The following is a 24,834-nucleotide window of genomic DNA, read 5'->3' on the forward strand; positions in this document are numbered from 1 at the left end:
TGCGGCATGGACATCACAGCGCCAACGCTCGTCCATGACCACGAAGACAACCATAGACCAAGGTCAGAATTACCAAGGAAAATCAAATGTATGTAAAATCAATTAGACAACACAATACTAAATTCAGGCGAGCGCTAGCATGCGGCAGCCGATCGCGAAGAATTTAGTATTGTGTTCCCGAAATGGTAAGCGCGGCACCAACATTGGTCGGTGCATGGCCGCCGATTCGCCTTCGCGGCGACGGAGGGTGGCGCCGGCGATGTGCATAACCCCTTTGCGCCCTCCCCTCGCCCCCCTATAGCCCGCCGCCATGGAGCGGCTTGACGGCGGCTCGGCGCTGCCCCCGCACCTCGCCGGTGGTATCGTCGCGCTGGGCAATTTCGATGGATTTCACCTCGGACACCAGGCGGTGGTCGGGCGCGCCATCGCAGCCGCGCACGCCGCCGGCCGACCGGCGATCGTCGCGACCTTCGATCCGCATCCCGTGCGCCTGTTCCGCCCCGACGCCCCACCCTTCCGCCTCACCACGCTCGACCAGCGCGAACGACTGTTCGGCGCGGCCGGCGCCGACGCGATGCTGGTGTTCCATTTCGACGCCGCGCTCGCCGCGCTGACCGCCGAGCAATTCGTCGACCAGCGTCTGGTCGCCACGGCGCGCATCGGCGGCGTCGTCACCGGCGAGGATTTCACCTTCGGCAAGGCCAAGGGCGGCAATGTCGCGCTGCTCGCCGACCTCGGTCGCCGGCATGGCTTTGGCGTCGAGACCGTCGGCCCGGTGTCGCTCGACGGCCGCACCGTATCGTCGAGCCGGATCCGCGACATGCTCGTCGCCGGCCAGCCGCGCGATGCCGCGCGGCTTTTGACCCGACCCTGGGCAATCGAGGGTATCGTCACCCACGGCGCCAAGCTCGGCCGCACGATCGGCTACCCGACCGCCAATCTCGATCTCGGCAGTTATTTGCGGCCGGCCTACGGCATCTATGCGGTGCGGGGGCGGCTGCCGGACGGGCACATTCTCGACGGTGCCGCCAATCTCGGCATCCGCCCGAGCTTCGAACCACCCAAGGAACTGCTCGAGCCCTATTTCTTCGATTTTTCGGGCGACCTTTATGGCCAGCGCATCGAGGTCGAACTGATAGACTATCTCCGCCCAGAGGCGAAATTCGACACGCTCGCCGCGCTGACCGCGCAAATGGAAGCAGATTGCGCGCGGGCGCGGGCGCTGCTTGCTCGCGCCTGATCGCGCCATCCGATCGACGTGCCCCTAACGCAAAATGGGGGCCGGCATTGCTGCCGACCCCCTGTCGCCGGACTTCGACCCGCTCATCCGTCTTCCGAAGAAAACGAACCGCGCCGTCTGGTTTCGGCGGCCCGCTCCACCTCGTGCCGCGAACGGCGACAAAGCTTCGCGTTTCGGTCACCGGGGCCGGGCGCGATACCCTTGCGGGCCTCAGCGCCACAGCCTCGGCGGCCAGCTCGGCGTTCCGGACCGAAGTCCTTTCCGCTTCGCCTTGGCCCTTACCTGTCGAACCGCCTTCCGCCCGGTGATGAGCGTCGCGCATCCGGCCATCATGGCCAACGCCCTTCCTCGATCGCGGGGACGCGGAGGGACGTTTCGGTCCGCCGCTCCTGCCGCCGCGACGCCGACGCTTGCGCGTCCGCACATCCCGGCCATCAGTTACCTGCGGGCCTCCCGAAAAAGCGCGCCGAACCTTGCGGTCCTCGTCTCTTCCCCGGCATAAGCTTTTGATCTCTCTGCGGTTTCCCGCTTCGTCGTCATCCGCTTACAGTCATGATGGTGTCATCGAATCCGAGTCGCGCCAATAGCAATCCGCGCGGCCGCGCTTGTGGATAATGTGGATATCGTGGAGCGATTGGTGCGCTGCGGCGCGCACCAAGACGTGACATGAACGCAACGTTTTTTGCGGTTCATGCAACAATTGCTAAACCTCCCGCGTTCGGCACTTCACTGAATTAAAGGCAAGGGAGACTATCTATGCGTAAGCTCATCATGGCGCTCAGCGCCGTATCGCTGGTCATTCCGGCAATGGCGATTCCGACCGCCGCCGAGGCCAAGAAGCATTATTATAACGGCCATAGCTACAAGCGCACCAAGGTCTGCCGCCACTCGAGCGGTACGACGGGTCTCGTCGCCGGCGGCGTCGGCGGCGCGCTGGTCGGCAACTCGGTCTTCGGCCATGGCGCGCTCGGCACGATCGCCGGCGGTGTCGGCGGCGCCTTTGCCGGTCGTGCGATCGATCGCACGATCACCGCCAAGAAGCGTTGCTATTATCGCTGAGCCGGTCGGTACGCGAAGCAGACAGGAAGGGCGCGGTTCACCCCGCGCCCTTTTGCCATGACAGGGACAATCGACATGACGACACGCAGCGGATCAGCCCGTTATGACGGGTTCGGCAAAGACGGCCAGGGCCAGGTCTCGACCCAGTCGGGCGTGCTCACCGATCAGCGCTACGGCTTCGGCAGCCGCTTCGAGGACGGCCCTGGCACCAACCCCGAGGAACTGATTGCCGCCGCGCTCGCCAGTTGCTTCACCATGGCGCTGAGCTTCGCGCTCGCCAGGGCCGGGTTCAGCGACGGCGTGCTGGAAACCACCGCCAAGGTCACGCTCGACAAGGATGGCGATGGCTTCACCATCACCCGCTCGGATCTCGATCTAAGCGCGACGGTCGCCGGTATCGATGCCGCCGAGTTCGAGCGCATCGCCGTCGATGCCAAGGCCAACTGCCCGGTGTCGAAATTGCTCAAGGCGGAGATCACGCTGACGCACCGCCTTAATGCCTGACGTTAGATCAGGCCGCCGGTAAAAAACAGCCGCAGCCCGCTGATAAGGATAATCAACAGGTTCAGATTGCGGCCGGACTTGTGCGACGACATCAGCCCGACCGCCGTGCCGATGATCGCGATCGGCAAGGCGATCCAGTTGAGCAGCGGGACGAAAGGGATGGGAATCACGCCGACCAGGGCGAAGACCAGGGCGACGAGGCCGATCAGGAGCGATATGATGTTCATGCTTTACAAGATGGCGTGCATCGGACGCCCGCGCAAGGTGTTTTAGCTATATACCACACAACCAACGCTTCTTTAACCGGATCCGGTGCATTGGTGTCCGACGTATCTGGAGCGTTTGAATGGTTCGCAGTCGGTTTCCGGGCCTTATGGTCCTCGCTTTGCCGCTGGCGCTGCTCGCCTGCGGTCCGCGCGACAAGGACAGCCGCAACCTCGATTCGCTCGACAACGAGTTGATCGAGGCGGGCAATGCCAACAGCCATGACCCCGCGATGATGAGCGCGTTGCAGGACCAGATCATGGTCGACCCGTCGCTCGCCCATAAGGCGAATGACGACGCCGTGCGCCCGCCCGCCCAGCCGCTGTCGGGTGCGGTGCCACCCGAGAACATCGCTGCCACGCCGGCCGGGACAGCCGCCACAACCGGCCAGGCGACCAGCGTGGCGGTCAAACCGACCCCCGCGCCCAAGGGCGCCAGTTGCCCGCAGTGCGATGCCGCCAAGGCGTCGCTGACGCTCGGCGCGCTCGCCTCGCGGCAGCACGACCGCCGCACCGCCGCCTGCGCCGGGTCGCTGCGCTATTCCGCCGGCTGGGCCGACCGCCTGCCCGCCGACCTGCCGCTCTACCCCGATGCGCGCGTTGCCGAGGCCGCCGGCGCCGACGGCAAGGCCTGCGCGTTGCGCGCGGTGAGCTTCTCGACCGGCGCGTCGCTGCAACAGGTGATGGACTGGTATTATACCCGCGCCAGCGATGCCGGCTTCTCGGCCGAGCAACAGACTGATGGCAGCCAGCATGTGCTCGGCGGCACGCGCGACCGCGACGGCGGCGCCTTCGCGCTGTTCATGACCAGCCGCCGCGACGGCGGCACCGATGTCGATCTCATCGCCAATAACGGGCGTTAGTTAGAGCATTCCGCAGATAACCTGACCCATATCGTCGCATCTTCCCCCCCTTCCCCGGCGAAGGCCGGGGCCCAGTTGGGAAAGCGATTATGAGGAGCGGCAACGCCCCTCACGGCGTTCCCCAACTGGACCCCGGCCTTCGCCGGGGAACACAGGACGATAGCGCTGCTACGCGTATCGCGGTTCAGATCTCACCCACATCGCTCTAGCGCTGCAGCTCCCGACCATGCTTGATCGCCATATGACGGTCCCAACGGGCGCGCAGTTCGCCGGGTCGGCAGCCATGGCGCTCGTCGAGAAATTCGGCATCCGCCACGCGATCGGTGCGGAAGTGGCGAAAATCCTGCCGTAGCTCGCACCACGCCGCGAGCATGCGCACCGTGTCGAAATAGCCGACGACGACGGGCCAGATCGTCCGCGCACTCACCGCGCCCCGCTCGTCGCGATAGCCGATGCGGATCTTGCGCCCGGTGTGAATCCACGATCGTGTCCGCGCGATATCGATGCCGTCCACCGCGACGCTGCCCGGCCGCGTCCCGATCGCCGGTTGGGCGAAATATGGCCGGAGATGCTGGGGCACGACGTTGGTGATCTTGGCGATGAGATCGCGCGCCGCGCTCGCCAGGGCAGGGTCGCCGCGACCGGCGACCCATTGCGCCCCCAGCACCGCCGCCTCTATCTCGTCGGCGGTGAGCATCAGCGGCGGCATGTCGAAATGGCCGTCCAGCACATAACCCAAGCCCGCCTCGCCGCGGATCGGCACGCGCTGACCGATCAGGTCGGCAATGTCGCGATAGACCGTGCGCTTCGAAACCTCGAGCTCGCGCGCCACCAAGTCCGCCGTGATCGGTCGCGAAGACCGCCGCAGGATCTGGATGATCTGAAAGAGTCGGTCGGCCCGGCGCATCATGTCCTCGCTGCTGACATCATGCTGTCAGCAGGCCCTCCCTACAAGCGTTCATGTCGCGCGGCACCGTTCAGGTTGCCGGCGCCGTCGCAGGAGATTTCGAATGATCACATTGTACCACGCGCCCCAGTCGCGTTCCTCGCGGATGATCTGGTTGCTGGAGGAATTGGGCGCTCCCTACCGCATCGAGCAGGTCTCGATCTTTCGGCCGATGACCGGCACCGGGACCGCCGATCCATCCAATCCCCATCCCGACAAGCAGGTCCCCGCGATCATGCAGGGCGACGAGGTCGTCGCCGAGTCCATCGCCATCCTGCTCTATCTTACCGAAGCCTTTCCCGCGGCGGGTCTCGGCCCGCTCGCCGGCGAGCCCGGCCGCGGCGCCTATCTCACCTGGATCGGCTGGTATGCCGCAAGCATGGAGCCGGCGATGTTCGCCGCCATGGGCAATGAACTGGCCGCCGCGCCGCTCAAGCAGCGCAACCACGACGCCGTCGTCCGCCGCCTCGAAGGCGCCCTTGCCCGCGGTCCCTACATGATGGGCGAGACATTTTCTGGCGTCGACCTGCTGGTCGCCAGCGCGATCAATTTCGCGCGGCGCGCCTTTCCCGAAAGCGCGACGCTCGACGCCTATGTCGCGCGCTGCACGACCCGCCCGGCCGCGGTGCGCGCCGCCGCCCTCGACGATGCGGCCGGCCTGCAGCGCGCCGCGTGATCCCAGGTGGATTCCCCCTTCCCCGGCGACCAGCCGGGGAAGGGAATTCTCCGTGGGGTGACGGGAGAGGCCATCCGCGCTAACGGGGGCCATGTTTTCCCTGTTTCTCGTGATGCTCGGCGGCGCCTTCGGCTCCGGCGCGCGATATCTCACCGGCGTCGCCATGCTGCGACTGTGCGGCCCGAACTTTCCGTACGGCACGCTGACGGTCAACCTCGTCGGCGGGCTGGCCATGGGCCTGCTCGTCGGCACCATCGCCCGCCTGTCGGTGCCGGGCGAGAACTGGCGCCTGTTGCTCGCGGTCGGCGTGCTGGGCGGCTACACGACCTTTTCAAGCTTCTCGCTCGACGTCGCCAACATGCTCCAGCGCGGTGACCTCACCACGGCCTTGGGTTATATCCTCTTGTCGGTAATCGGCGCGATCGGCGCGCTGTTCCTCGGCCTCATACTGACACGGGTGGCGGCATGAGCGACAAGATGAGCGAGACCGACGTCCGCCAGTTCAACGTCGGTTATGACGATGAGGGCATCCGGCTCGACCGCTGGTTCAAGCGGCATTTGCCCGACACCAGCTTCACCACCGTCGCCAAATGGGCGCGCACCGGCCAGTTGCGCGTCGATGGCGCGCGCGCGACGCCGGGCGACCGCATCGCCGCCGGCCAGATCATCCGTGTGCCGCCGGCCGAGCCGGTGCGCGTCGATGCCGTGACCGGCGCGCCGACCGGCCCGAAGAAACGCGAGCGCGAACCGCTCAGCGGCGAGCAGACCGATTTCATCCGCGATCTCGTCATCCACCGCGACAAGCAGGCGATCGTCATCAACAAGCCGCCGGGTCTTGCGACGCAGGGCGGCACCAAGACCACCGAGCATGTCGACGGCTTGCTCGACGGTCTGACCTTCGATGGCGAGAGCCGTCCCAAGCTGGTCCACCGGCTCGACAGGGATACTTCGGGCGTGCTGCTCGTCGCGCGCACCGCGCGCGCCGCGGGTTATTTCGCCAAGGCCTTTTCGTCGCGCAGCGCCGAAAAGATCTATTGGGCGCTGATCGTCGGCGTGCCGTCGATCGAGGACGGCATGGTCGAACTGCCGATTTCGAAGCAGCCCGGCAGCGGCGGCGAGAAGATGCATGTCGACGAAAAGGAAGGGCAGACGGCGCGCACCCGCTACCGCGTGATCGAGCGCGCCGGCAACCAGACCGCCTGGGTCGAACTGCGCCCCTTTACCGGCCGCACGCACCAGCTGCGCGTGCACATGGCGGCGATCGGCCATCCGATCGTCGGCGACGGCAAATATGGCGGCCAGGCGGCGTTCCTGACCGGGGGGATCAGCCGCAAGATGCACCTCCACGCCCGCCGCCTGCGCATCGACCATCCCGACGACGCGCCGATCGACGTCACCGCCGAACTGCCGACGCATTTCGCCGATAGCCTCAAGCAGCTCGGCTTCGACGAGATGCTCGGCAACACCATGCCGCTCGACAAGCCGCCGCCGCCGAGCCGCGCGGTCCTGAAGCAGCAGGCGAAGCATCATGCCAAGGGCGTGCGCAAGGCACGCCGCGGCGAGCGGCGCGGACGCGGCGAGCGCGAGGCCGCGCCGAAGCCGCGCCGCTAGGACGGACCGGTGCACCCCAACCGCGCCTTCCGCTTCGACAGCGACGCCGCGATCCTCGGCTGGGCGGTCGGACGCGGCTTCGCGCACATCTTCGCGACCACGCCCGACGGGCCGATGGTCGTGCACGCACCGATCATTGCCGCCGGGCCGGGGGCGTTGCGCTTCCACGTCTCGCGCGCCAACCGCATGACGCCGCATCTCGACGGCGCGCGCCTGTTGCTGAGCGTGGCGGGGCCCGACGGCTACATCACCCCCGGCTGGTATGTCGACGGCGCAGAGACCGTGCCGACCTGGAATTATGTCAGTGCCGAGATCGAGGGCATTGCCACCACGATCGACGAAGAAAGCCTTGTCGCCCAACTGGATACGCTGGCCGCCGGACACGAGCCGCGCGTCGCGCCCGGGCACCCCTGGACCCGTGACAAAATGGACGAGGCCCGCTTCCGTGCGATGCTCAAGGCGATCGTCGGTTTTGAGCTGAGCGTCGAAGCGGTGCGCGGGACGATCAAGCTCGGCCAGAACAAGAACGACGCAGACATCGCGGGCGTGATCGCCGGCCTGCGCGGCAGCGGCAACCCCGATCTCGCCGCGGCAACCGAGGCGGCACGATGAACCGCCTCGCGCTGTTCGACTGCGACGGCACGCTGGTCGACAGCCAGGCCAATATCTGCGTCGCGATGGAAACCGCCTTTGCCGAGGCCGCGATCCCCGTCCCGCCGCGCGAGGCGATCCGCCGCATCGTCGGGCTCAGCCTGGTCGAGGCGGTCGGCGCACTGCTGCCCGAGGCAGACGACGCGCTCCACCGCCGCCTCGCCGCCGACTATAAAGCGGCGTTCTTCCGGCTGCGCGGATCGGGCGCGATGGCCGACGAGCCGCTGTTCGAGGGCATGATCGCCACGCTTGATGCTTTGACCGAGGCCGGCTGGGTCCTGGGGGTCGCGACCGGCAAGTCCGATCGCGGCCTTGCCCATGTGCTCAGCCATCACGGCATCATCACGCGCTTCGTCACCCTGCAGACCGCCGACCGCCACCCGTCCAAGCCCGACCCGGCGATGATCATGGCAGCGATGGCCGAGGCCGGCGCCGCGCCCGAGACGACGGTGATGATCGGCGACACGAGCTATGACATGCTGATGGCGCGCGCCGCCGGGACCGGCGCGCTCGGCGTCGCCTGGGGCTATCATCCGGTCGAGGAACTCACCGCCGCCGGCGCGCATGCCGTCGCCCCGACCGTCGCCGACCTTCCCCGGCACATGGAGAAATTGTGAGCAGCCCCGAGACGACCGCCCGCAACCGCTATCTGCTCATCGCGGGAAGCCGTATCGTGGGGTCGCTCGGCGCGATCCTCGGCATCATCCTGCTCGCCCGCGCGCGGGACTGGCCGACCAAGGGGCTCGGCGTCGCGATCGTGCTCGCCGCGCTCTACATGGTCGCGACCGTGCCAGCCGCGCTCGCACACCGTTGGCGGACGCCGCCGCAGCCGTGAAGCGTTTCTGGAAAGAGGTCACGATCGATGCCGGGCGCGGCATCGCACTCGACGGTCGCCCGGTGCGCACGCCGGGCAAGGTCGCGCTCGCCCTGCCCACCCCCGCGCTGGCCGAAGCGGTCGCCGATGAATGGCGCGCGGTCGCGGGCAAGATCGACCCGCGCGCGATGCCGCTGACCGGCCTCGCCAATGCCGCGATCGACCGGATCGAGCCCGACCAGGCGACCTTCGCCGCCGGCCTTGCCGCCTGGGGCGAGAGCGACCTGCTCTGCTACCGCGCCGAATCGCCCGAGCCGCTGATCGAGCGCCAGGCCGCCGCTTGGGACCCGCTGCTCGACTGGGCACGCAAGCGCTACGACGTGCATTTCGTCGTCACCGCCGGGATCATGCACCAGCACCAGCCACCCGCGACGCTGGCCCGCCTCGCCGAGGCGGTGGCGGCGCGATCGGCATTCGAGCTCGCGCCACTGTCGACGATCGTCACCATCACCGGCACGCTGGTTGGCACACTGGCGCTGCTCGAAGGCGCGACCGACGCCGCCACTTTATGGACGGCGGCGCATATCGACGAGGACTGGCAGGCGGAGCTATGGGGCCGCGACCCGCTGGCGCTGGCCGCCTATGAGGAGCGCGAGCGCGACTTTGCCGCGGCGGTGCGATTTCTCACGCTGCTCTGAGACTCACTACCGCAGCAGCTTGCGGATAAAGCCGATGATCCCAGTCTGGCGCGAGCGCTTGAGGCGCTCCGCCGCGAGAATGATCTTAACATGCTGGAAGCACTGCTCGACATCGTCGTTGACCAGCACATAGTCATAGCCGTCCCAGTGGCTGACCTCGTTCGCCGCGCGATCCATCCGTGCGTTGATGACGTCCATCGTGTCGGTCGCGCGCCGCTCGAGCCGGGCGCGCAACTCCGTCATCGAAGGCGGCAGGATGAAGACGCGCACGACGTCGCCGCCGGCCAGCTGGTGGAGCTGCTGTGCACCCTGCCAATCGATGTCGAACAGGATGTCGCGCCCCTCGCCGAGCGTGTGGAACACATCCGCCTTGGGCGTGCCGTAGCGATGCCCGAAGACATGCGCCCATTCGAGGAACTCGTGATTCGCCACCATCGTGCGGAAGGTTTCGAGGTCGACGAAATGATAATCGACCCCGTCGGTTTCGCCCGGGCGGATCGGCCGCGTCGTGTAAGACACTGACATCCCAAGCTCTGCCTCGTCGGCGAGCAGCTTGCGCGCGATCGTCGACTTGCCCGCGCCGGACGGCGAGGATAGTACGAAAAGCACGCCGCGGCGCTTGAATCCATGCGGGTCTTCGGGGGTGCTGGCGTCCATGCGCGCTAGTGGCGCGCGACACGGCGGGGCGTCAAGGCATGGCAGCGATGGAACGTGTGAAAAGCTGGTGGTGGGCGATCGCCTGCGTCGTGCTGATCGCCGCGATCTTCGAACTGAGCATGGGTCGCTCGCCGATCTGCCCGTGTGGCCACATGTCGCTATGGGCCGGCAAGGTACAGTCGCCCGAGAACAGTCAGCAATTGAGCGACTGGTACAGCTTCAGCCACATCATCCATGGCTTCCTGTTCTACGGCGCGGGCTGGCTCGTTTTGCGCCGGCAGCCGATCGGCCTGCGCCTGCTCGCCGCGACGATCATCGAGGCGGGCTGGGAGATGCTCGAAAACTCGCCGATCATCATCGACCGCTACCGTGCCGCGACGATCGCGGTCGGTTACAGCGGCGATTCGGTGCTCAATTCGATGAGCGACGTGCTGTGCATGATCCTCGGCTTCGCCATCGCGCGGCGCCTGCCTTTATGGGCGACGGTCGCGCTGGCGTTGAGCTTTGAGCTGTTCACGCTGCTGACGATCCGCGACAATCTGACGCTCAACGTGCTGATGCTGGTCGCGCCGAACGACGCGATCAGGGCGTGGCAGGCGGGCGGATAGCCGCGGTCAGGTCTAAATTCCCACCGTCACCCCGGACTTGTTCCGGGGTCCACCGTGCCGCGTAAGAAGCCGTCGTCGAGTCGGCGGCGCGGTGGATGCCGGAACAAGTCCGGCATGACGGAGGGATATTAGGCGCTCTTCGCCGACCCGAACGCGCGTTCCTTGAGTTCGACCGCGCCGCGCAGCACGGCCCAGCCTACCGCATAGGTCACCGCGAGCGGCAGCACGACCTTGAGCACATTCGCGCCGATCGCGCCGATCACCGCGCCGTCAGCAGCGCTGTCGTCGCCGCTCATCGCATCGATTGCGCCACCGATCATCGCGCCCACCGTCGTTGCACTCATGAAATCATCTCCTCGTTCGCCCGGTGAAGCGCGCGAGGTCGAAATCGGTTCCGGCGCTATTTTCCGACCATCGTCTCCGGCCGCACCAGCCGGTCGAAGGTCGCGGCGTCAACGAGGCCCAATGCCAGCCCCGCTTCGCGCAGCGTCAGCCCTTCGGCATGGGCGTGCTTGGCGATCTTCGCGGCATTGTCGTAGCCGATCTCGGGCGCCAGCGCTGTGACGAGCATCAGCGAACGCTCGACCAGATCCTCGATCCGCGCGCGATTGGGTTCGATTCCGTCGACGCAGCGCGACGCAAAACCCTCCATCGCCACCGCCAGCAGGTCGATCGAGCGCAGCACATTGGCGCCGATCAGCGGCTTGAACACATTGAGCTCGAGATGCCCCTGCATCCCGCCGACGGTGACCGCGGCGTGGTTGCCGATCACCTGCCCGGCGACCATCGTCAGCATCTCGCACTGCGTCGGGTTGACCTTGCCCGGCATGATCGAGCTGCCCGGCTCGTTGGCCGGCAGGTCGAGCTCGCCGAGCCCCGAGCGCGGCCCGCTGCCGAGCAGGCGGATGTCGTTGGCGATCTTGGTCAGCGCCACCGCCAGCGTGTTGAGCGTGCCCGACAGATGGACCAGCGGGTCGTTCGAGGCGAGCGCCTCGAAACTATTCTCGGCCGGGATGAAGGGCATGGCGGTGATGTCGCGCAGCGCTGCGCAGAAATCTTCGGCAAAGCCGTGCGGCGCGTTGAGCCCGGTGCCGACCGCGGTACCGCCCTGCGCTAGCCGGTTGGTGCCGTGCTCGACCGCCGGCTCGATCCGCCGCCGGCAGCGATAGAGCTGGTTGGCATAGCCGGAGAATTCCTGGCCCAGCGTCAGCGGCGTCGCGTCCTGCAGATGGGTGCGGCCGATCTTGACGATATCGTCCCATGCCTTGGCCTTGGCGTCGAGCGACGCGTGCAGCCGGTCGAGCGCCGGGAACAGCCGCCGCGTCACCGCGATCGACGCGGCGATGTGGATGGCGGTCGGGAAGCTGTCGTTCGACGACTGGCTCATATTGACGTGGTCGTTGGGGTGCACCGGCGCCTTGCCGCCGCGCGTGCCCGTGAGCACCTCGTTGGCGCGGCCGGCGATCACCTCGTTGACGTTCATGTTCGACTGGGTGCCGCTGCCGGTCTGCCAGATGACCAACGGAAACTGGTCGTCGAGCGTGCCCGCCACCACCTCGGCCGCCGCCGCTTCGATTGCGTCGGCGAGCCCCGCGTCGAGCCCGTGGACCCGATTCACCCGCGCCGCCGCCTGCTTCACCAGCGCCAGCGCGTGGATGATCGCCAGCGGCATGCGCTCGCTCGCCGGGAAAGGGAAGTTCTCGATCGAACGCTGCGTCTGCGCGCCCCAATAGGCGCTGGCGGGAACGGCGACGGAGCCGAGCGAATCGGTTTCGGTGCGGGTGTCGGTCATCGCAGACTCCGTCATTTCCCTTGTCCCTCTCCCTGAGGGAGAGGGAGGGAGGCGCGAAGCGCCGGAAGGGTGAGGACAGCACGCCATCGCAAACGTGCTGTCCTCACCCTTCCCATCGCTGCGCGATGGGCCCCTTCCCTCTCCCAGTGGGAGAGGGAACTTTCACTTCTTCCGCTTGAAATCCACCGAGACGACGTTCGATCCGTCCTCGACCGGGGTGATCGTCGGGCCGTCATTCTCGGCCGATTCGTGCGGCTCGGGGCCGTCGGGGCCGTCCTGCGCCTGGAAACGCAGCTCGAAATGCACCGCCGGGTCCTGGAAGCCGGTGATCGCCGAATAGGGAATCGTCAGTTTCGACGGCACCTGGTTGAAGCTCAGCCCGATCGAGAATTTCTCGTTATCGACCACCAGATCCCAGAAGCGGTTCTGCATGACGATCGTCATCTCGTCGGGAAAGCGTTCCAGCAGGCGCTTGGGGATGTCGACGCCGGGCGCCTGGGTCTTGAAGGTGATGTAGAAATGATGCTCGCCGGGGAGCCCGCCATTCTCGGCTACCGAGCCCAGCACCCGCCCGACCACGGCGCGCAACGCCTCCTGGACGATCTCGTCATAGGGAATCAGGCTGTCGGGCGCGTTGTCGGTCATCACGCATCGGTAGCGCGGTCTGGCGGCGGGTCAAGATTGCGCGTCGCGCAACAGGCGCTATGGGAGCCAGCATGCGCAGCGCCACCATCAGCCGCAAGACGAGCGAGACCTCGATCGACGTCACCGTCAACCTCGACGGCACGGGTGCCTATACCGTGTCGACCGGCATCGGCTTTTTCGACCATATGCTCGAACAGCTGTCGCGCCACGGGCTGATCGACCTCGACGTGAAGACGATCGGCGATCTGCATATCGACCAGCATCACACCGTCGAGGACACCGGCATCGCGATCGGCGAGGCGGTCAAGCAGGCGCTCGGCGAGAAGCGCGGCATCCGGCGTTATGCCGAGGCGCTGTCGCCGATGGACGAGACGCTGACCCGCGTCGCGCTCGACATTTCCGGCCGCCCTTTCCTCGTATGGAAGACCGAATTCTCGCAGAAGCGGCTCGGCGAGATGGACACCGAGATGTTCGAGCATTTCTTCCACAGCTTCGCACAGGCCGCCGGCATCACGCTGCACGTCGAGACGCTGTACGGCCAGAACAACCATCACATCGCCGAAAGCGCCTTCAAGGGCCTTGCCCGGGCGCTGCGCATCGCGGTCGAGATCGACCCGCGCAAGGCCGATGCGATCCCGTCGACCAAGGGCACGCTGTGAGCGGCGGCAAGTTCCGCGCGAACGGCGCGCTGTGCCTGATCCTGCTCGATTATGTGAAGTCGCTCGACCAGGTCGATGCGCAGATGGCGGCGCATGTCGCCTGGCTCGAGGCCGGTTTCGCGCACGGCGTACTGATCATCGCCGGCCGGCAGGACCCGCGCGTCGGCGGCGTCATCATCGCGCGCGGCGACAAGGACGAGATCGAGGCGCTGGCGGCGACCGACCCGTTCGTCACCAGCGGCGTCGCCACCGCGCGCGTGATCGCCTTCCATGCCAGCTTCGCGGCGGACGATATCGCCGCCTTGCTGGCATGACGATCGCGCTGATCGATTATGGCGCGGGCAATCTGCACTCGGTGCACAATGCGCTGAAGGCAGCCGGGTCGACCGACGTGGTCGTCACCGCCGATCCCGCTGTCGTCCTGCGCGCCGACCGCGTCGTGCTGCCCGGCGTCGGCGCCTTCGGCGCCTGCGCGTCGGCGCTGCGCGCGGTCGAGGGCATGGTCGATGCGCTCGACCGGCGCGTGCGCGGCGATGGCGTGCCCTTTCTCGGCATTTGTGTCGGCATGCAGTTGATGGCCGATCATGGTGAGGAACTTGGCACGCATGCCGGGCTCGGCTGGATCCCCGGCACCGTCCGCGCGCTGGTGGCGGACCGGCCCGAGACCAAGATCCCGCATATGGGCTGGAACGATGTCGTCCCCGCGACCCCGCACGCGCTGATCGTGCCGGGCGAGGCCTATTTCCTGCACAGCTTCGCCTTCGACGGCGAGGCGGTGATCGCCACCACCGACCATGGCGGCGCGGTGACCGCGGCGATCGGCCGGGACAACCTGATCGGCGTGCAGTTTCACCCCGAAAAGAGCCAGCGTTACGGGCTGCAATTGCTGGAGAGGTTCCTGACATGGCGACCTTAGTACTTTCCTCCCCATCGCAGATGGGGAGATGGACCAGCGAAGCTGGTGGAGGGGAAATGCCGCAAGCGCTGCGCTCGCGGCGCTTCCCCTCCACCAGCTTCGCTGGTCCCCCTCCCCACGCTTCGCGTAGGGAGGAAAGAAGGCCATGACCCTCATCGTTTTCCCCGCGATCGACCTCAAGGGCGGGCAGGTCGTCCGCCTTGCCGAGGGCGATATGGCGCGCGCCACCGTCTATGGCGACGATCCGCCCGCCCAGGCGATGCTGTTCGCGCGGGCCGGCGCGGAATATCTCCATGTCGTCGATCTCGACGGCGCCTTTGCCGGCAGCTCGGTCAATGGCGAGGCGGTGGCGGCGATCGTCGAACAATTCCCCGGCCACGTCCAGCTCGGCGGCGGCATCCGCAATCGTGAATCGGTCGAGCGTTGGTTCGATCTCGGCGTGTCGCGCGTCGTGATCGGCACTGCCGCGCTGGAAAATCCCGATTTCGTCCGCGAGGTCGCGCGCGACTTCCCTGGCGGCATCGTCGTCGCGGTCGATGCGCGCGACGGCATGGTCGCGACGCGCGGCTGGGCCGATATCTCTGATGTAACGGTGGTCGATCTCGCGCGCCGCTTCGAGGATGCCGGCGTGGCGTCGCTGCTGTTCACCGATGTCGGGCGCGACGGCATGCTCAAGGGCTGCAACATCGATGCGACGGTCGACCTCGCCCGCGCGGTCGACATTCCGGTGATCGCCTCGGGCGGCGTCGCCGGGATCGGCGAAATCCATATCCTCGCGATCCACGCCAGCAACGGCATCGAAGGCGTGATCACCGGGCGCGCCTTGTATGACGGCCGGCTCGACCTCGCCACCGCGCTGGCGGTGGCCGCCGCGGCATGACCGTCCGCGCGCGCGTCATTCCCTGCCTCGACGTCGCCAATGGCCGCGTCGTCAAGGGCGTCAACTTCGTCGACCTCAAGGACGCCGGCGACCCGGTCGAGCAAGCACGCGCCTATGACGCGGCCGGCGCCGACGAGCTCTGCTTCCTTGACATCACCGCGAGCCATGAGGCGCGCGGCACGCTGCTCGACGTCGTGCGGCGCACCGCCGAGGTGTGCTTCATGCCGCTGACCGTCGGCGGCGGGGTGCGTTCGGTCGAGGACGCCCGCGCGCTGCTGCTCGCCGGTGCCGACAAGGTCGCGATCAACTCCGCCGCCGTCGCCCGGCCCGAACTGGTCGCCGAACTGGCCGATCGTTTCGGCAGCCAGTGCGTCGTCGCCTCGATCGACGCACGCCGGTCCGGCGACGGCTGGGAGGTCTTCACCCATGGCGGCCGCCGCGCCACCGGCATCAACGCGGTCGAGCATGCGCGGCGCCTCGCCGAACTCGGCGCGGGCGAACTGCTCGTCACCTCGATGGATCGCGACGGCACGCGCGACGGCTACGACCTCGTCCTCACCCGCACCATCGCCGACATGGTCGCGGTGCCGGTGGTCGCCTCGGGCGGGGTCGGCGGACTGTCCGATCTCGTCGCCGGCATCACCCAGGGCCATGCCAGCGCCGTGCTCGCCGCCTCGATCTTCCATTTCGGCGAAGCGAGCATCGCCGACGCCCATGCCGCGCTCGCCGCCGCCGGCGTACCGGTGCGCCGGCCGATCGCTTAGGCCGTAGACTTATAAAGCGGCCATTCCGCTTGCGCCCCAATCCCAGCCGGTCTGCGCACATCTTTGGTTGCCTGAAACCTGCCGTTCGCTGAGCAACTGCTTTTCGACGGGAGCTGGGCCGAGAGCAGGCTGCCGGGTTTCGGGCGGCGAGATAAGCAGAGCTGGCTTTCGTTCGATTGTGCCGCGTTGGGATGCGGCACCTTAAGTGCTAGCTAGGCAAGGTACGACCTCGGTTATGCATGACCTCGGCGCTGGATCGAAGGAGAAGGCCGTGATTTACGAGGGCGGGGGCGAATTGGGCGCGTTGATGCGCGGCCATGACTGGTCGACCTCGCCGATCGGATATCCGGACACATGGCCCCAAGCGCTTCGGACGGCAGTGAGCATCATGCTCCCCAGCAAGCACATCATGTTCGTTGCCTGGGGTCCCGAACTCGCTTTCCTCTACAACGATGCCTACCGACCCGTATTCGGCAGCAAGCATCCCTGGGCGCTCGGTAGACCGTTCCGGGAGGTCTGGTCGGAAGTCTGGGATGAGATCACGCCGTTGGTGGAAGCAGCGCTTCGCGGTGAAGCGACTTGGTCCGAAAACCTTCCACTCGTTCTTGAGCGCAACGGCTACCCCGAAGACTGCTGGTTCACCATTTCCTACTCGCCGTTACGCGATGACAGCGGCAAGATCGCCGGTATCTTCTGCGCTGCCACAGAGACTACCCAGACAGTGCTGGGGGAACGGCGCCTGGTGGCGGAGCGCGAGCGGCAACGACTGCTGTTCGAGCACGTACCCGGTTTCGTCGGAATCTTGCGCGGACCCGACCATGTCTTCGAATATGTGAATGACGCCTATGATCGCGTAGCGGGCAAGCGGGGTTATGTCGGCCAGACTATGCGCACGGCGTTGCCCGAACTCGAGGGCACCGGCCTGTTCGAGGCACTTGATCGCGCCTTTTCAACCGGCGAACCCTACGTGGCGCGCGACGTTCCGCTCAGTCTTCAGCGCACGGCCGGAGCGGAGGCTGACGCGCTCTTTCTCACCTTCACCTACCAACCGATCGTCGACGAGCTGGGTAAAGTAACGGGCATCTTTTTCCAGGGCCAGGACGTTACCCAAGAGCATCAGGCACTGGCCGCAGTGCGCACCGAACGCGACCGCCAACTGATGCTCTTGCAGCAAATGCCTGGCTTCGTCGCCGTGCTCGCCGGCCCTAACCACATCTATGAGTTCGTGAACGACGCCTATGTCGACATGGTGGGGTCTCGCGATTTCCTCGGGAGGAGCGTTCGCGAGGTCTTTCCCGAGCTGGAAAGCCAGGGATTCTACGAAACGCTGGACAGCGTTCAGGCGACCGGTGAGTCGATTTCGGTCAAAGTCGTGCCGATCCGGTTCGCCGGCGAGGCCAGGGATCGGTTTATCGATATCCTTTATCAGCCAATCCGGAATTCAACCGGAGAGGTCACTGGAATATTTGCCGGGGGTTACGACATCACGGAGCGCATCCGCGCTGAGAAGGCACGCGCCAAGATCGAGGCGCATGTCGATGCGCTGAACGAGGACATCGAGCGTAGCATCGTCGAGCGGGCGGACGACCGTAGCCTGGTGTGGAAGCTCAGTCCCGACCTGCTCGGCGTGTTACGCGCGGACGGGCATTTCGAAACCACCAACCCCGCATGGAAGACGACGCTCGGTTGGAGCGAGTCCGAGATCATCTCGATGTCGATCTTCGAGATGCTGCACCCCGGGGATACCGAGCGGACGCGTGAGGGTTTTAACGCTATTCTCGCCGGAAATACCGTCGTCAATTTCGAGAACCGCTATCGGTGCAAGGATGGGGTTACCGCACCCTGTGTTGGGTCGCCGTGCCGGAGCTCGACAAGATCTACTGTATCGGCCGCGACATTACGGGCGAACGGGGTGCCGCCGAAAAGCTGTTGGTGACCGAGGCAGCGCTTCGCCAAGCGCAGAAGATGGAGGCGATGGGCCAGCTCACCGGCGGTGTGGCGCATGACTTCAACAATCTGCTTACCCCGATCATCGGCTCGCTCGACATGCTGATGCGCCGAGGGCTCGGCAACGATCGCGAGCGGCGGTTGATCGACGGCGCGCTGCAATCGGCGGATCGCGCGAAGACCCTTGTCCAACGGCTGCTCGCGTTCGCACGGCGCCAGCCTTTGCAGGCGGTCGCGGTCGATCTCGGCACACTGGTCGACGGGATGGCCTCACTGATCGGCAGCACAGTCGGGCCGAACATCGTCGTTCGAGTCGAGCTTGAAGAGAACCTTCCGCCGGCGAACGCCGATGCAAACCAGCTCGAAATGGCGATCCTCAATCTTGGCGTGAACGCCCGGGACGCCATGCCAGGTGGTGGAACGCTGACGATCACGGCCGCCCGCGAGAGCGTGCGTGGCGACCATCGGTCCGGGCTGAAGCAGGGGCATTATGTGCGCCTCTCCGTGGCGGACACGGGCACCGGCATGGACGAGGCCACGCTCGCTCGCGCCACCGAGCCGTTCTTCTCGACCAAGGGCATTGGCCAAGGCACCGGCCTCGGCCTGTCGATGGTCCACGGTCTTGCTGCGCAGCTCGGCGGCGGGCTCAATATCGTCAGCGAGCCGGGGCAAGGGACCGCCGTGGAACTGTGGCTGCCGGTCAGTCTTGGTCCGCTTGGACACGAGAACGAGACCAGGGCCGCACCATCACCGGTCACGTCAAAAGGCTGCGCCCTTCTTGTCGATGACGAGGAACTGGTGCGGATGAGCACGGCCGACATGCTCGCGGACCTTGGCTACACAGTGATCGAGGCGAATTCAGCGGAGCAGGCGTTGCAGCTTCTTGACGAAGGCGCGGCCCCCGACCTTGTCGTCACGGACCACTTGATGCCGGGCATGAGCGGCGCGGAATTGGCATTGGAGGTGCGCGCTCGTAAGCCGGGGGTGCCGATCCTTATCGTCTCTGGCTATGCCGAGGCCGAAGGGATCGCGTCCGACTTGCCGCGACTGACAAAGCCTTTCCGCAATGCGGAACTGGCGCAAAGCCTTGCGGATCTCGCGCGTAATACGGCTTGATGTCAAAACCGGTCGTTGTGACACTGCGGTCTCAACCACGGTTTTCTGCGGGCGTCGAGGTGTCAGAAGTCGGCTTCTGGATGGCCGCTTACGGGATGGGCGAAAATGCTCCTCAATGGCCGAGAATAGGGCGCACAGCTGTCGTCATCGACTGATCCAGCGAACGGCAGCTCAGGCTATCCTCATTCCTGAAAGCTGTCAGGCCGCTTCCCACCAGGTCGAGCCGTTCCGCTCCTGACGCGGAGATTGGCACGCCTGCGCGCGGCCTGTCCATCGGCTAGCCACCAAAGTGGGCCATTAAGCCCTTATCCGAACGGTCGTTTATGGGTTCACGACCGGGTTCTTTCCTTCCCCGGCGAAGGCCGGGGCCCAGTCACGGACCGATAGAATATTAGCGCTGCGCTCCGTTACCTCCGGCTTCCCAACTGGGCCCCGGCGTTCGCCGGGGAAGGCGAAAATGAGCGGGCAAACCAAAATTTAGGGAGCGCGCGTTACAAGAGCGCCATGCGATTCCTCCCCCTCGCCCTGCTGCTCGCCACCCCGGCGCTCGCCGTGACACCGGCGCATACCGGCGTGGCGAAGATCCGCACCGGTCCCGAACTGTCCGACATCGCGCTGTTCGTGATGGCGGCGCTGGGCGTGTGGCTGGTGCGGCGCGCGATGCGCGCGCGCTTTGCCAGGCGCGCCGCAGACGACAACGCGAAGGATTGACCTTCGGCGCGGTCTGGGCCAGCCGCATGTCATGGCCGCAGACACACTCGACCGCCTCGAGGCGACGATCCGCGCACGCCGCGCCGCCGACCCGTCCTCCTCCTATGTCGCCAAGCTGACCGCGAAGGGCCGCGCCAAGATCGCGCAGAAGCTCGGCGAGGAAGCGGTCGAGACGGTGATCGCCGCAACCAGCGGCGACGATGCGTCGATCGTGCCCGAGGCCGCCGACCTGATCTTCCACCTGCTCGTCCTGCTCGCCGATGCCGGGCTCGGCCTCGACGACGTCCGCGCCGAGCTGGCGCGGCGCGAGGGCCTGTCGGGGATCGACGAAAAGGCCGCCAGAGGAGCCGACTGATGCCGATCGACGCCACCCTGCCCTATGACGACCAGAACATCTTCGCGAAGATCCTGCGGGGCGAGATCCCGTCGCGCCGGGTCTATGAGGACGAATGGGCGATCGCCTTCCACGACATCAACCCGCAGGCGCCGACGCACATCCTCGTCATCCCGCGCGGCGCCTATGTCAGCTGGGACGATTTCAGCACGCGCGCGCCCGACGCCGAGATCGCCGGCTTCGTCCGTGCGGTCGGCAACGTCGCGCGCGCGGCCGGGCTGGTGGCGCCGGGCTATCGCCTGCTCGCCAATACCGGGCTCGACGCGCACCAGGAGGTGCCGCACCTCCATGTCCATCTCTTTGCCGGCAAGCCGCTCGGCCCGATGCTGGCGCGCTGAGCGAAACGCCAAAGCGGCGCGGCGCAATAAGGGATTGCACGGACCGGTTTAGTGGCTAGGCTCGCGCACAATCCAAACCTGCGGCGCCAACGAGCCCGCCTGTATCCCCGGGGGGACCGATCTGCATGATTTTTGATCGCGTAAAATCACTCGACGCCATTCTCGCCACGGCGGAGAAGAAGGGCCTGCACCGTTCGCTCGGCGCCTTCCAGCTGACCATGCTGGGTGTCGGCGCGGTGATCGGCACCGGTATTTTCGTGCTGACGTCCGAGGCCGCGCAGAAGGCCGGTCCGGGCATGCTGGTCAGCTTCATCATCGCAGGTTTCGTGTGCGGCGTTGCCGCACTGTGCTATTCCGAACTCGCCTCGATGGTGCCGGTATCGGGCTCGGCCTATACCTATACCTATGCGGTGACCGGCGAGCTGCTCGCCTGGATGGTCGGCTGGGCGCTGATCCTCGAATATGCCGTCGGCGCCAGCGCCGTCGCGGTGGGCTGGTCGAACCATGCGGTCGGTCTGCTCAACGGGCTCGGCTTTCACATACCCGCGGCGCTCAGTAACGGCGACGCGCTGATCGCCAAGGTGCAGATGGCGTTCGGCGCGACCGCCACGCCCGATCTCATCACCGCCAGCCAGGTCGGCGGTTATTTCAATCTCCCCGCAGTGATCATCTCCGGGCTGGTGACGATGCTGCTGATCCTCGGCACGACCGAGAGCGCACGCGTCAACGCCGTGCTCGTCGCGATCAAGATCGCCGCGCTGACCGCCTTCATCTTCCTCACCATCCCGGTGCTCAAGGCGAGCAACTTCACGCCCTTCGCGCCGACCGGCGCCAGCGGCATGCTCGGCGCCGCCGCCTCGATCTTCTTCGCTTATGTCGGCTTCGACGCAGTCTCGACCGCCGCCGAGGAAACCAAGAACCCGCAACGCAACGTGCCGATCGGCCTGATCGCCAGCCTCGGCATCTGCACGGTCTTCTACCTGCTCGTCGCCAGCGGCGCGATCGGCGCGATCGGCGCCCAGCCCGTCACCTCGCTTTCCGGCGGCGTGCTCTCGCCGGGTTCGGCCGAAATGGCCGGACGCTGCGCCTCGATCCTTGGCAGCGGCGCACTTGAGCCGCTGGTCTGCTCGAAGGAGGCGCTGGTCCATGTGCTCGATTCGATCGGCTGGCCCGCCATCGGTCGCCTCGTCGGCCTCGCCGCCGTGCTGGCGCTGCCGTCGGTCGTGCTGATGATGATGTTCGGCCAGACCCGCGTGTTCTTCGTCATGGCGCGCGACGGCCTGCTGCCGGCCAAGCTCGCCAGCGTCCACCCGCGCTTCAAGACGCCGCACGTGGTGACCGCCGTCACCGGCGTCGTCGTCACCATCGCCGCGGCGGTGCTGCCGGTCGGCAAGCTCGCCGACTATTCCAACTCGGGCACGCTGTTCGCCTTCATGATGGTGGCGATCTCGGTGATGGTGCTGCGCATGAAGGACCCGTCGCGCAAGCGCCCGTTCCGCACCCCGGCGGTGTGGGTGATCGCGCCGCTGGCGATCGTCGGCTGTCTCGGCCTGTACTTCTCGCTGCCGCTGATCGCGATCCTCGTCCTGCCGATCTGGGGCGCGATCGGGCTGGTCGTCTACTTCACCTACAGCCGGTCACGCAGCCATGTCGGGCTCGGTCATGACGACGAGATCCATGAGATGGACAGCGATACGCCGCCCATGCCGGTGCCGCCGCTCCCCGGTGCGCCGACACCGGGCCGCAACCAGGCCTGACCTTCCACTGACGCCAGACAAAAAAGGGGCCGCGACATCATCGTCGCGGCCCCTTTTGCTTGCCTTGATGAAAGGCGCGTCAGCCGAGCTTTTCGGCCACCAGCGCCTGCATGTCGCACATCGGGCGTGCGCCATAATGCGAGATGATCTCCGCCGCGCAGATCGCGCCGAGCCGGAGCGATTCCTCGAGGCTCTTGCCCTGCGCCTGGCCGCGCAGGAAACCGGCGGCGAACAGGTCGCCCGCGCCGGTGGTGTCGACGACCTTGTCAATCGGCTCGGCCGGGACGGCGACGGTGCGCCCGCCCAACACCGCGATCGCGCCATGCTCGCTGCGCGTGCACACCAGCAGCGGCACCTGCGCCGCGGCCGCGGCCACCGCCGCGTCGAAGCTGTCGCTCTCCATCAGCGCGAGAATCTCATTCTCATTGGCGAACATGATGTCGATCAGCCCGTCGGCCATCAGCGCGCGGAAATCGGCGCCGTGGCGCGAGATGCAGAACACGTCGCTGAGCGTGAAGGCGACCTTGCGGCCGGCAGCGCGCGCAATGTCGATCGCCTCGCGCATCGCCGCGCGCGGCTCCTCGGGATCCCACAGATACCCCTCGAGATAGAGGATCGCGCCCGCCTCGATCATCGCGCGGTCGAGCGCGCTGGCGGGCAGGAACTGCGACGCGCCGAGAAAGGTGTTCATCGTGCGCTGCCCATCGGGCGTGACGAAGATCAGGCAGCGTGCGGTGGTCGGCTCGCCGTCGCGCGCCGCGGTGGTGAAGCTGACGCCGGCGGCGCGGATGTCGTGCGCGAAGACGTCGCCGAGCTGGTCGTCGGCGACCTGGCCGATAAAGCCGCAGCTGCCACCCAGCGCGGCAATGCCCGCGACGGTGTTTGCTGCCGAGCCACCGCTCGCCTCGATCCCCGGGCCCATCTTGGCGTAAAGTTCGTCGGCCTCGGCCGGCGAGAACATCAGCTGCATCGAGCCCTTGGCCATGCCCTGGGCGATGATGAAGTCGTCGTCGGTCTGCGACAGGACATCGACGATCGCATTGCCGATCGCGACGACGTCATAGGTGGCTGCACTCAAGCTGGGTCTCCAAAAAATAGACCGTTCGCCCCGAGCGTGTCGAAGGGCCGTTCTTCTTCGCGGTAAAGAAGTGCGGGGCTTCGACGAGCTCAGCCCGAACGGAGTTTATGGATCGTCGCCTAATGGTCGCGCCGCCGCGGCGCAACCGGGGCGTTGACGGAGCCTGCGCTTGTCCGCACGCTGCGCCGATGATCCGTTCGCTGTTTCTCTCGCTCGGCCAGCTCGGCGACCCCCGTGTTGCCGCGGTCTTTCTCAAGTCGCTTGCGCTCACCGTGCTGATACTGTTCGGCCTTGGTACCGGCCTGTGGTTCGGCGCGGAAAGCCTTGCTGCGCGCTATGTCGACGATACCGGCACCACGCTCGCCGGCGCAATCGCGGTGCTGGCGGCACTGGCGCTCGGCTGGCTGCTGTTTCGCACCGTGGCGATCGCGGTGATGGACATCTTCGCCGACGAGATCGTCGTCGCGGTCGAGCGCAAACATTATCCCGCCGCGCTCGACACCGCGCGGGGCATTCCGCTGATGCGATCGCTGACCATGGCGCTCGGCGCCGCCGGGCGGGCGATCCTCGTCAATCTGTTGTTGGCGCCGCTCTACATCGTGCTGATCGTCACCGGCATCGGCACGCCGATCGCCTTCATTCTCGTCAATGGCTGGCTGCTCGGGCGCGATCTCGGCGACATGGTCGCGGCGCGCCACATGCCGCGCGAGGCGATGCGTGGCTGGCGCGCGACGACCCGCGGCCCCCGCTTCGTGCTGGGGGTTGCCGTGGCGGGGCTGTTCGTGGTTCCGATCCTCAACCTGTTCGCACCGGTGCTCGGCGCGGCGATGGCGACGCATCTGTTTCACGCGAAAGGCCGGTCATGATCCGCGCGACCCTCATCCTGCTGCCCGCGCTCGCACTCGGCGCCTGTGCCGGCGACGGCACCGCCCCGCGCACGCAACATGTGCCGGCAGCCTATGTCCCGATTCCCGGCGGCGTCGCGGCGGGCATGGATCGCGTGATCGGCCAGCCGGCCGGCGCGCTGGTCGGGCTGTTCGGCCAGCCGCTCGCCGATGTGCGCGAGGGCAATGCGCGCAAGCTGCAGTTCGGCAACGCGACCTGCGTGCTCGATGCCTATCTCTATCCCAAGGGCTCGGGCGAGCCACTCGTCACCTATCTCGACGCGCGCCAGACTGACGGCAGCCCGATCGACCGCGCGAGCTGCGTCGGGGCGTTGCAGGTCGGGCGCGGCGGGCGGCGGTAGG

Annotated in this window: 32 protein-coding genes; 25 read left to right on the plus strand and 7 right to left on the minus strand. The window is 66.7% G+C overall.

What is annotated here, in order from left to right; all coding sequences use genetic code 11:
* Window positions 1-310: 310 nt before the first annotated feature.
* The 3 genes from U1839_RS17305 (at window position 311) to U1839_RS17315 (ending at window position 2,803) form a co-directional block, all read left to right on the plus strand.
* Window positions 311-1,240: a bifunctional riboflavin kinase/FAD synthetase gene (locus U1839_RS17305; protein WP_332804839.1), complete on the plus strand. Its 930-nt coding sequence runs from the start codon at window positions 311-313 to the stop codon at window positions 1,238-1,240.
* 756 nt (window positions 1,241-1,996) lie between these two features.
* Window positions 1,997-2,299, plus strand: coding sequence for a hypothetical protein (locus tag U1839_RS17310; protein WP_332804840.1), 303 nt, complete (start codon window positions 1,997-1,999; stop codon window positions 2,297-2,299).
* Window positions 2,300-2,374: 75 nt separating this feature from the next.
* Complete coding sequence (locus U1839_RS17315; protein WP_332804841.1) at window positions 2,375-2,803, plus strand: OsmC family protein; 429 nt, start codon at window positions 2,375-2,377, stop codon at window positions 2,801-2,803.
* Between the two features lie 2 nt (window positions 2,804-2,805).
* Here the strand turns inward: U1839_RS17315 and U1839_RS17320 are convergent, their stop codons facing one another.
* Window positions 2,806-3,030 (minus strand): hypothetical protein, encoded by a 225-nt coding sequence (locus tag U1839_RS17320; protein WP_332804842.1) that lies wholly within the window; start codon window positions 3,028-3,030, stop codon window positions 2,806-2,808.
* A gap of 119 nt (window positions 3,031-3,149) precedes the next feature.
* On the opposite strand from U1839_RS17320, the gene U1839_RS17325 reads away from it, so the two are divergent.
* Window positions 3,150-3,929 (plus strand): hypothetical protein, encoded by a 780-nt coding sequence (locus U1839_RS17325; protein WP_332804843.1) that lies wholly within the window; start codon window positions 3,150-3,152, stop codon window positions 3,927-3,929.
* A 205-nt stretch (window positions 3,930-4,134) separates the two neighbouring features.
* Here U1839_RS17325 and U1839_RS17330 read toward each other — a convergent pair whose 3' ends face one another.
* Window positions 4,135-4,839, minus strand: a complete 705-nt coding sequence (locus U1839_RS17330; RefSeq protein ID WP_332804844.1) for a helix-turn-helix transcriptional regulator — start codon at window positions 4,837-4,839, stop codon at window positions 4,135-4,137.
* A gap of 100 nt (window positions 4,840-4,939) precedes the next feature.
* Between U1839_RS17330 and U1839_RS17335 the strand changes: the two genes are divergently transcribed.
* The 7 genes from U1839_RS17335 to U1839_RS17365 all read left to right on the plus strand — a co-directional run bounded on the left by U1839_RS17335 (window position 4,940) and on the right by U1839_RS17365 (window position 9,325).
* On the plus strand, window positions 4,940-5,551 hold the full coding sequence (locus tag U1839_RS17335; protein WP_332804845.1) for a glutathione S-transferase family protein: 612 nt from the start codon (window positions 4,940-4,942) through the stop codon (window positions 5,549-5,551).
* 91 nt (window positions 5,552-5,642) lie between these two features.
* Window positions 5,643-6,020: a fluoride efflux transporter CrcB gene (gene crcB / locus U1839_RS17340; RefSeq protein WP_332804846.1), complete on the plus strand. Its 378-nt coding sequence runs from the start codon at window positions 5,643-5,645 to the stop codon at window positions 6,018-6,020.
* Window positions 6,017-7,162: an RluA family pseudouridine synthase gene (locus tag U1839_RS17345; protein ID WP_332804847.1), complete on the plus strand. Its 1,146-nt coding sequence runs from the start codon at window positions 6,017-6,019 to the stop codon at window positions 7,160-7,162. The genes crcB and U1839_RS17345 overlap by 4 nt, the downstream gene beginning before the upstream one ends.
* A gap of 9 nt (window positions 7,163-7,171) precedes the next feature.
* A complete protein-coding gene (locus tag U1839_RS17350) occupies window positions 7,172-7,774 on the plus strand; it encodes an FMN-binding negative transcriptional regulator (protein ID WP_332804848.1) in 603 nt (200 codons plus the stop codon).
* A complete protein-coding gene (locus tag U1839_RS17355; RefSeq protein WP_332804849.1) occupies window positions 7,771-8,430 on the plus strand; it encodes an HAD-IA family hydrolase in 660 nt (219 codons plus the stop codon). Before U1839_RS17350 ends, U1839_RS17355 begins: the two co-directional genes overlap by 4 nt.
* Window positions 8,427-8,648, plus strand: a complete 222-nt coding sequence (locus U1839_RS17360) for a hypothetical protein (protein WP_332804850.1) — start codon at window positions 8,427-8,429, stop codon at window positions 8,646-8,648. The genes U1839_RS17355 and U1839_RS17360 overlap by 4 nt, the downstream gene beginning before the upstream one ends.
* A complete protein-coding gene (locus U1839_RS17365) occupies window positions 8,645-9,325 on the plus strand; it encodes an ATP12 family chaperone protein (protein ID WP_332804851.1) in 681 nt (226 codons plus the stop codon). The genes U1839_RS17360 and U1839_RS17365 overlap by 4 nt, the downstream gene beginning before the upstream one ends.
* Before the next feature lie 6 nt (window positions 9,326-9,331).
* On the opposite strand, the gene gmk is transcribed toward U1839_RS17365, so the two are convergent.
* The gene (gene gmk / locus U1839_RS17370; RefSeq protein ID WP_332804852.1) at window positions 9,332-9,982 is read right to left on the minus strand and encodes a guanylate kinase; all 651 of its coding nucleotides are present in this window, start codon (window positions 9,980-9,982) and stop codon (window positions 9,332-9,334) included.
* 38 nt (window positions 9,983-10,020) lie between these two features.
* Between gmk and U1839_RS17375 the strand changes: the two genes are divergently transcribed.
* Window positions 10,021-10,590 carry a DUF2585 domain-containing protein gene (locus U1839_RS17375; RefSeq protein WP_332804853.1) on the plus strand — a complete coding sequence of 190 codons (570 nt, stop codon included), beginning with the start codon at window positions 10,021-10,023 and terminating at the stop codon, window positions 10,588-10,590.
* Between the two features lie 128 nt (window positions 10,591-10,718).
* On the opposite strand, the gene U1839_RS17380 is transcribed toward U1839_RS17375, so the two are convergent.
* The 3 genes from U1839_RS17380 to U1839_RS17390 all read right to left on the minus strand — a co-directional run bounded on the left by U1839_RS17380 (window position 10,719) and on the right by U1839_RS17390 (window position 13,027).
* Window positions 10,719-10,934 carry a hypothetical protein gene (locus U1839_RS17380; RefSeq protein WP_332804854.1) on the minus strand — a complete coding sequence of 72 codons (216 nt, stop codon included), beginning with the start codon at window positions 10,932-10,934 and terminating at the stop codon, window positions 10,719-10,721.
* Between the two features lie 56 nt (window positions 10,935-10,990).
* Complete coding sequence (gene fumC, locus U1839_RS17385) at window positions 10,991-12,382, minus strand: class II fumarate hydratase (RefSeq protein WP_332804855.1); 1,392 nt, start codon at window positions 12,380-12,382, stop codon at window positions 10,991-10,993.
* Between the two features lie 162 nt (window positions 12,383-12,544).
* The gene (locus tag U1839_RS17390; RefSeq protein WP_281125092.1) at window positions 12,545-13,027 is read right to left on the minus strand and encodes an SspB family protein; all 483 of its coding nucleotides are present in this window, start codon (window positions 13,025-13,027) and stop codon (window positions 12,545-12,547) included.
* Between the two features lie 71 nt (window positions 13,028-13,098).
* Here U1839_RS17390 and hisB point away from each other — a divergent pair, with 71 nt between their 5' ends.
* The 11 genes from hisB to U1839_RS17445 all read left to right on the plus strand — a co-directional run bounded on the left by hisB (window position 13,099) and on the right by U1839_RS17445 (window position 22,509).
* On the plus strand, window positions 13,099-13,686 hold the full coding sequence (gene hisB, locus U1839_RS17395; protein ID WP_281125093.1) for an imidazoleglycerol-phosphate dehydratase HisB: 588 nt from the start codon (window positions 13,099-13,101) through the stop codon (window positions 13,684-13,686).
* The gene (locus tag U1839_RS17400) at window positions 13,683-14,000 is read left to right on the plus strand and encodes a YciI family protein (protein WP_332804856.1); all 318 of its coding nucleotides are present in this window, start codon (window positions 13,683-13,685) and stop codon (window positions 13,998-14,000) included. The genes hisB and U1839_RS17400 overlap by 4 nt, the downstream gene beginning before the upstream one ends.
* The gene (hisH, locus tag U1839_RS17405) at window positions 13,997-14,602 is read left to right on the plus strand and encodes an imidazole glycerol phosphate synthase subunit HisH (protein ID WP_332804857.1); all 606 of its coding nucleotides are present in this window, start codon (window positions 13,997-13,999) and stop codon (window positions 14,600-14,602) included. Before U1839_RS17400 ends, hisH begins: the two co-directional genes overlap by 4 nt.
* A gap of 145 nt (window positions 14,603-14,747) precedes the next feature.
* Window positions 14,748-15,482: a 1-(5-phosphoribosyl)-5-[(5-phosphoribosylamino)methylideneamino]imidazole-4-carboxamide isomerase gene (hisA, locus tag U1839_RS17410; protein ID WP_281125097.1), complete on the plus strand. Its 735-nt coding sequence runs from the start codon at window positions 14,748-14,750 to the stop codon at window positions 15,480-15,482.
* Window positions 15,479-16,246, plus strand: coding sequence for an imidazole glycerol phosphate synthase subunit HisF (gene hisF / locus U1839_RS17415; RefSeq protein WP_332804858.1), 768 nt, complete (start codon window positions 15,479-15,481; stop codon window positions 16,244-16,246). Before hisA ends, hisF begins: the two co-directional genes overlap by 4 nt.
* Before the next feature lie 235 nt (window positions 16,247-16,481).
* Window positions 16,482-18,182: a PAS domain-containing protein gene (locus U1839_RS17420; protein WP_332804859.1), complete on the plus strand. Its 1,701-nt coding sequence runs from the start codon at window positions 16,482-16,484 to the stop codon at window positions 18,180-18,182.
* Window positions 18,104-19,309, plus strand: coding sequence for an ATP-binding protein (locus tag U1839_RS17425; protein ID WP_332804860.1), 1,206 nt, complete (start codon window positions 18,104-18,106; stop codon window positions 19,307-19,309). Before U1839_RS17420 ends, U1839_RS17425 begins: the two co-directional genes overlap by 79 nt.
* A gap of 504 nt (window positions 19,310-19,813) precedes the next feature.
* Window positions 19,814-20,020, plus strand: coding sequence for a hypothetical protein (locus tag U1839_RS17430; protein ID WP_281125102.1), 207 nt, complete (start codon window positions 19,814-19,816; stop codon window positions 20,018-20,020).
* 31 nt (window positions 20,021-20,051) lie between these two features.
* A complete protein-coding gene (locus U1839_RS17435; RefSeq protein ID WP_281125103.1) occupies window positions 20,052-20,375 on the plus strand; it encodes a phosphoribosyl-ATP diphosphatase in 324 nt (107 codons plus the stop codon).
* Window positions 20,375-20,752, plus strand: a complete 378-nt coding sequence (locus U1839_RS17440; RefSeq protein WP_332804861.1) for a histidine triad nucleotide-binding protein — start codon at window positions 20,375-20,377, stop codon at window positions 20,750-20,752. The genes U1839_RS17435 and U1839_RS17440 overlap by 1 nt, the downstream gene beginning before the upstream one ends.
* Window positions 20,753-20,877: 125 nt before the next feature.
* Entirely contained in the window at window positions 20,878-22,509 is a 1,632-nt protein-coding gene (locus U1839_RS17445) for an amino acid permease (RefSeq protein ID WP_332804862.1), read from the plus strand.
* Between the two features lie 79 nt (window positions 22,510-22,588).
* On the opposite strand, the gene U1839_RS17450 is transcribed toward U1839_RS17445, so the two are convergent.
* Window positions 22,589-23,587 (minus strand): adenosine kinase, encoded by a 999-nt coding sequence (locus U1839_RS17450; RefSeq protein ID WP_332804863.1) that lies wholly within the window; start codon window positions 23,585-23,587, stop codon window positions 22,589-22,591.
* 188 nt (window positions 23,588-23,775) lie between these two features.
* Here U1839_RS17450 and U1839_RS17455 point away from each other — a divergent pair, with 188 nt between their 5' ends.
* A complete protein-coding gene (locus U1839_RS17455) occupies window positions 23,776-24,453 on the plus strand; it encodes an EI24 domain-containing protein (protein ID WP_332804864.1) in 678 nt (225 codons plus the stop codon).
* Complete coding sequence (locus tag U1839_RS17460) at window positions 24,450-24,833, plus strand: hypothetical protein (protein ID WP_332804865.1); 384 nt, start codon at window positions 24,450-24,452, stop codon at window positions 24,831-24,833. Before U1839_RS17455 ends, U1839_RS17460 begins: the two co-directional genes overlap by 4 nt.
* Window position 24,834 lies beyond the last annotated feature (1 nt).

This window comes from Parasphingomonas halimpatiens, assembly GCF_036663795.1.
Classification (GTDB): Bacteria; Pseudomonadota; Alphaproteobacteria; order Sphingomonadales; family Sphingomonadaceae; genus Sphingomonas.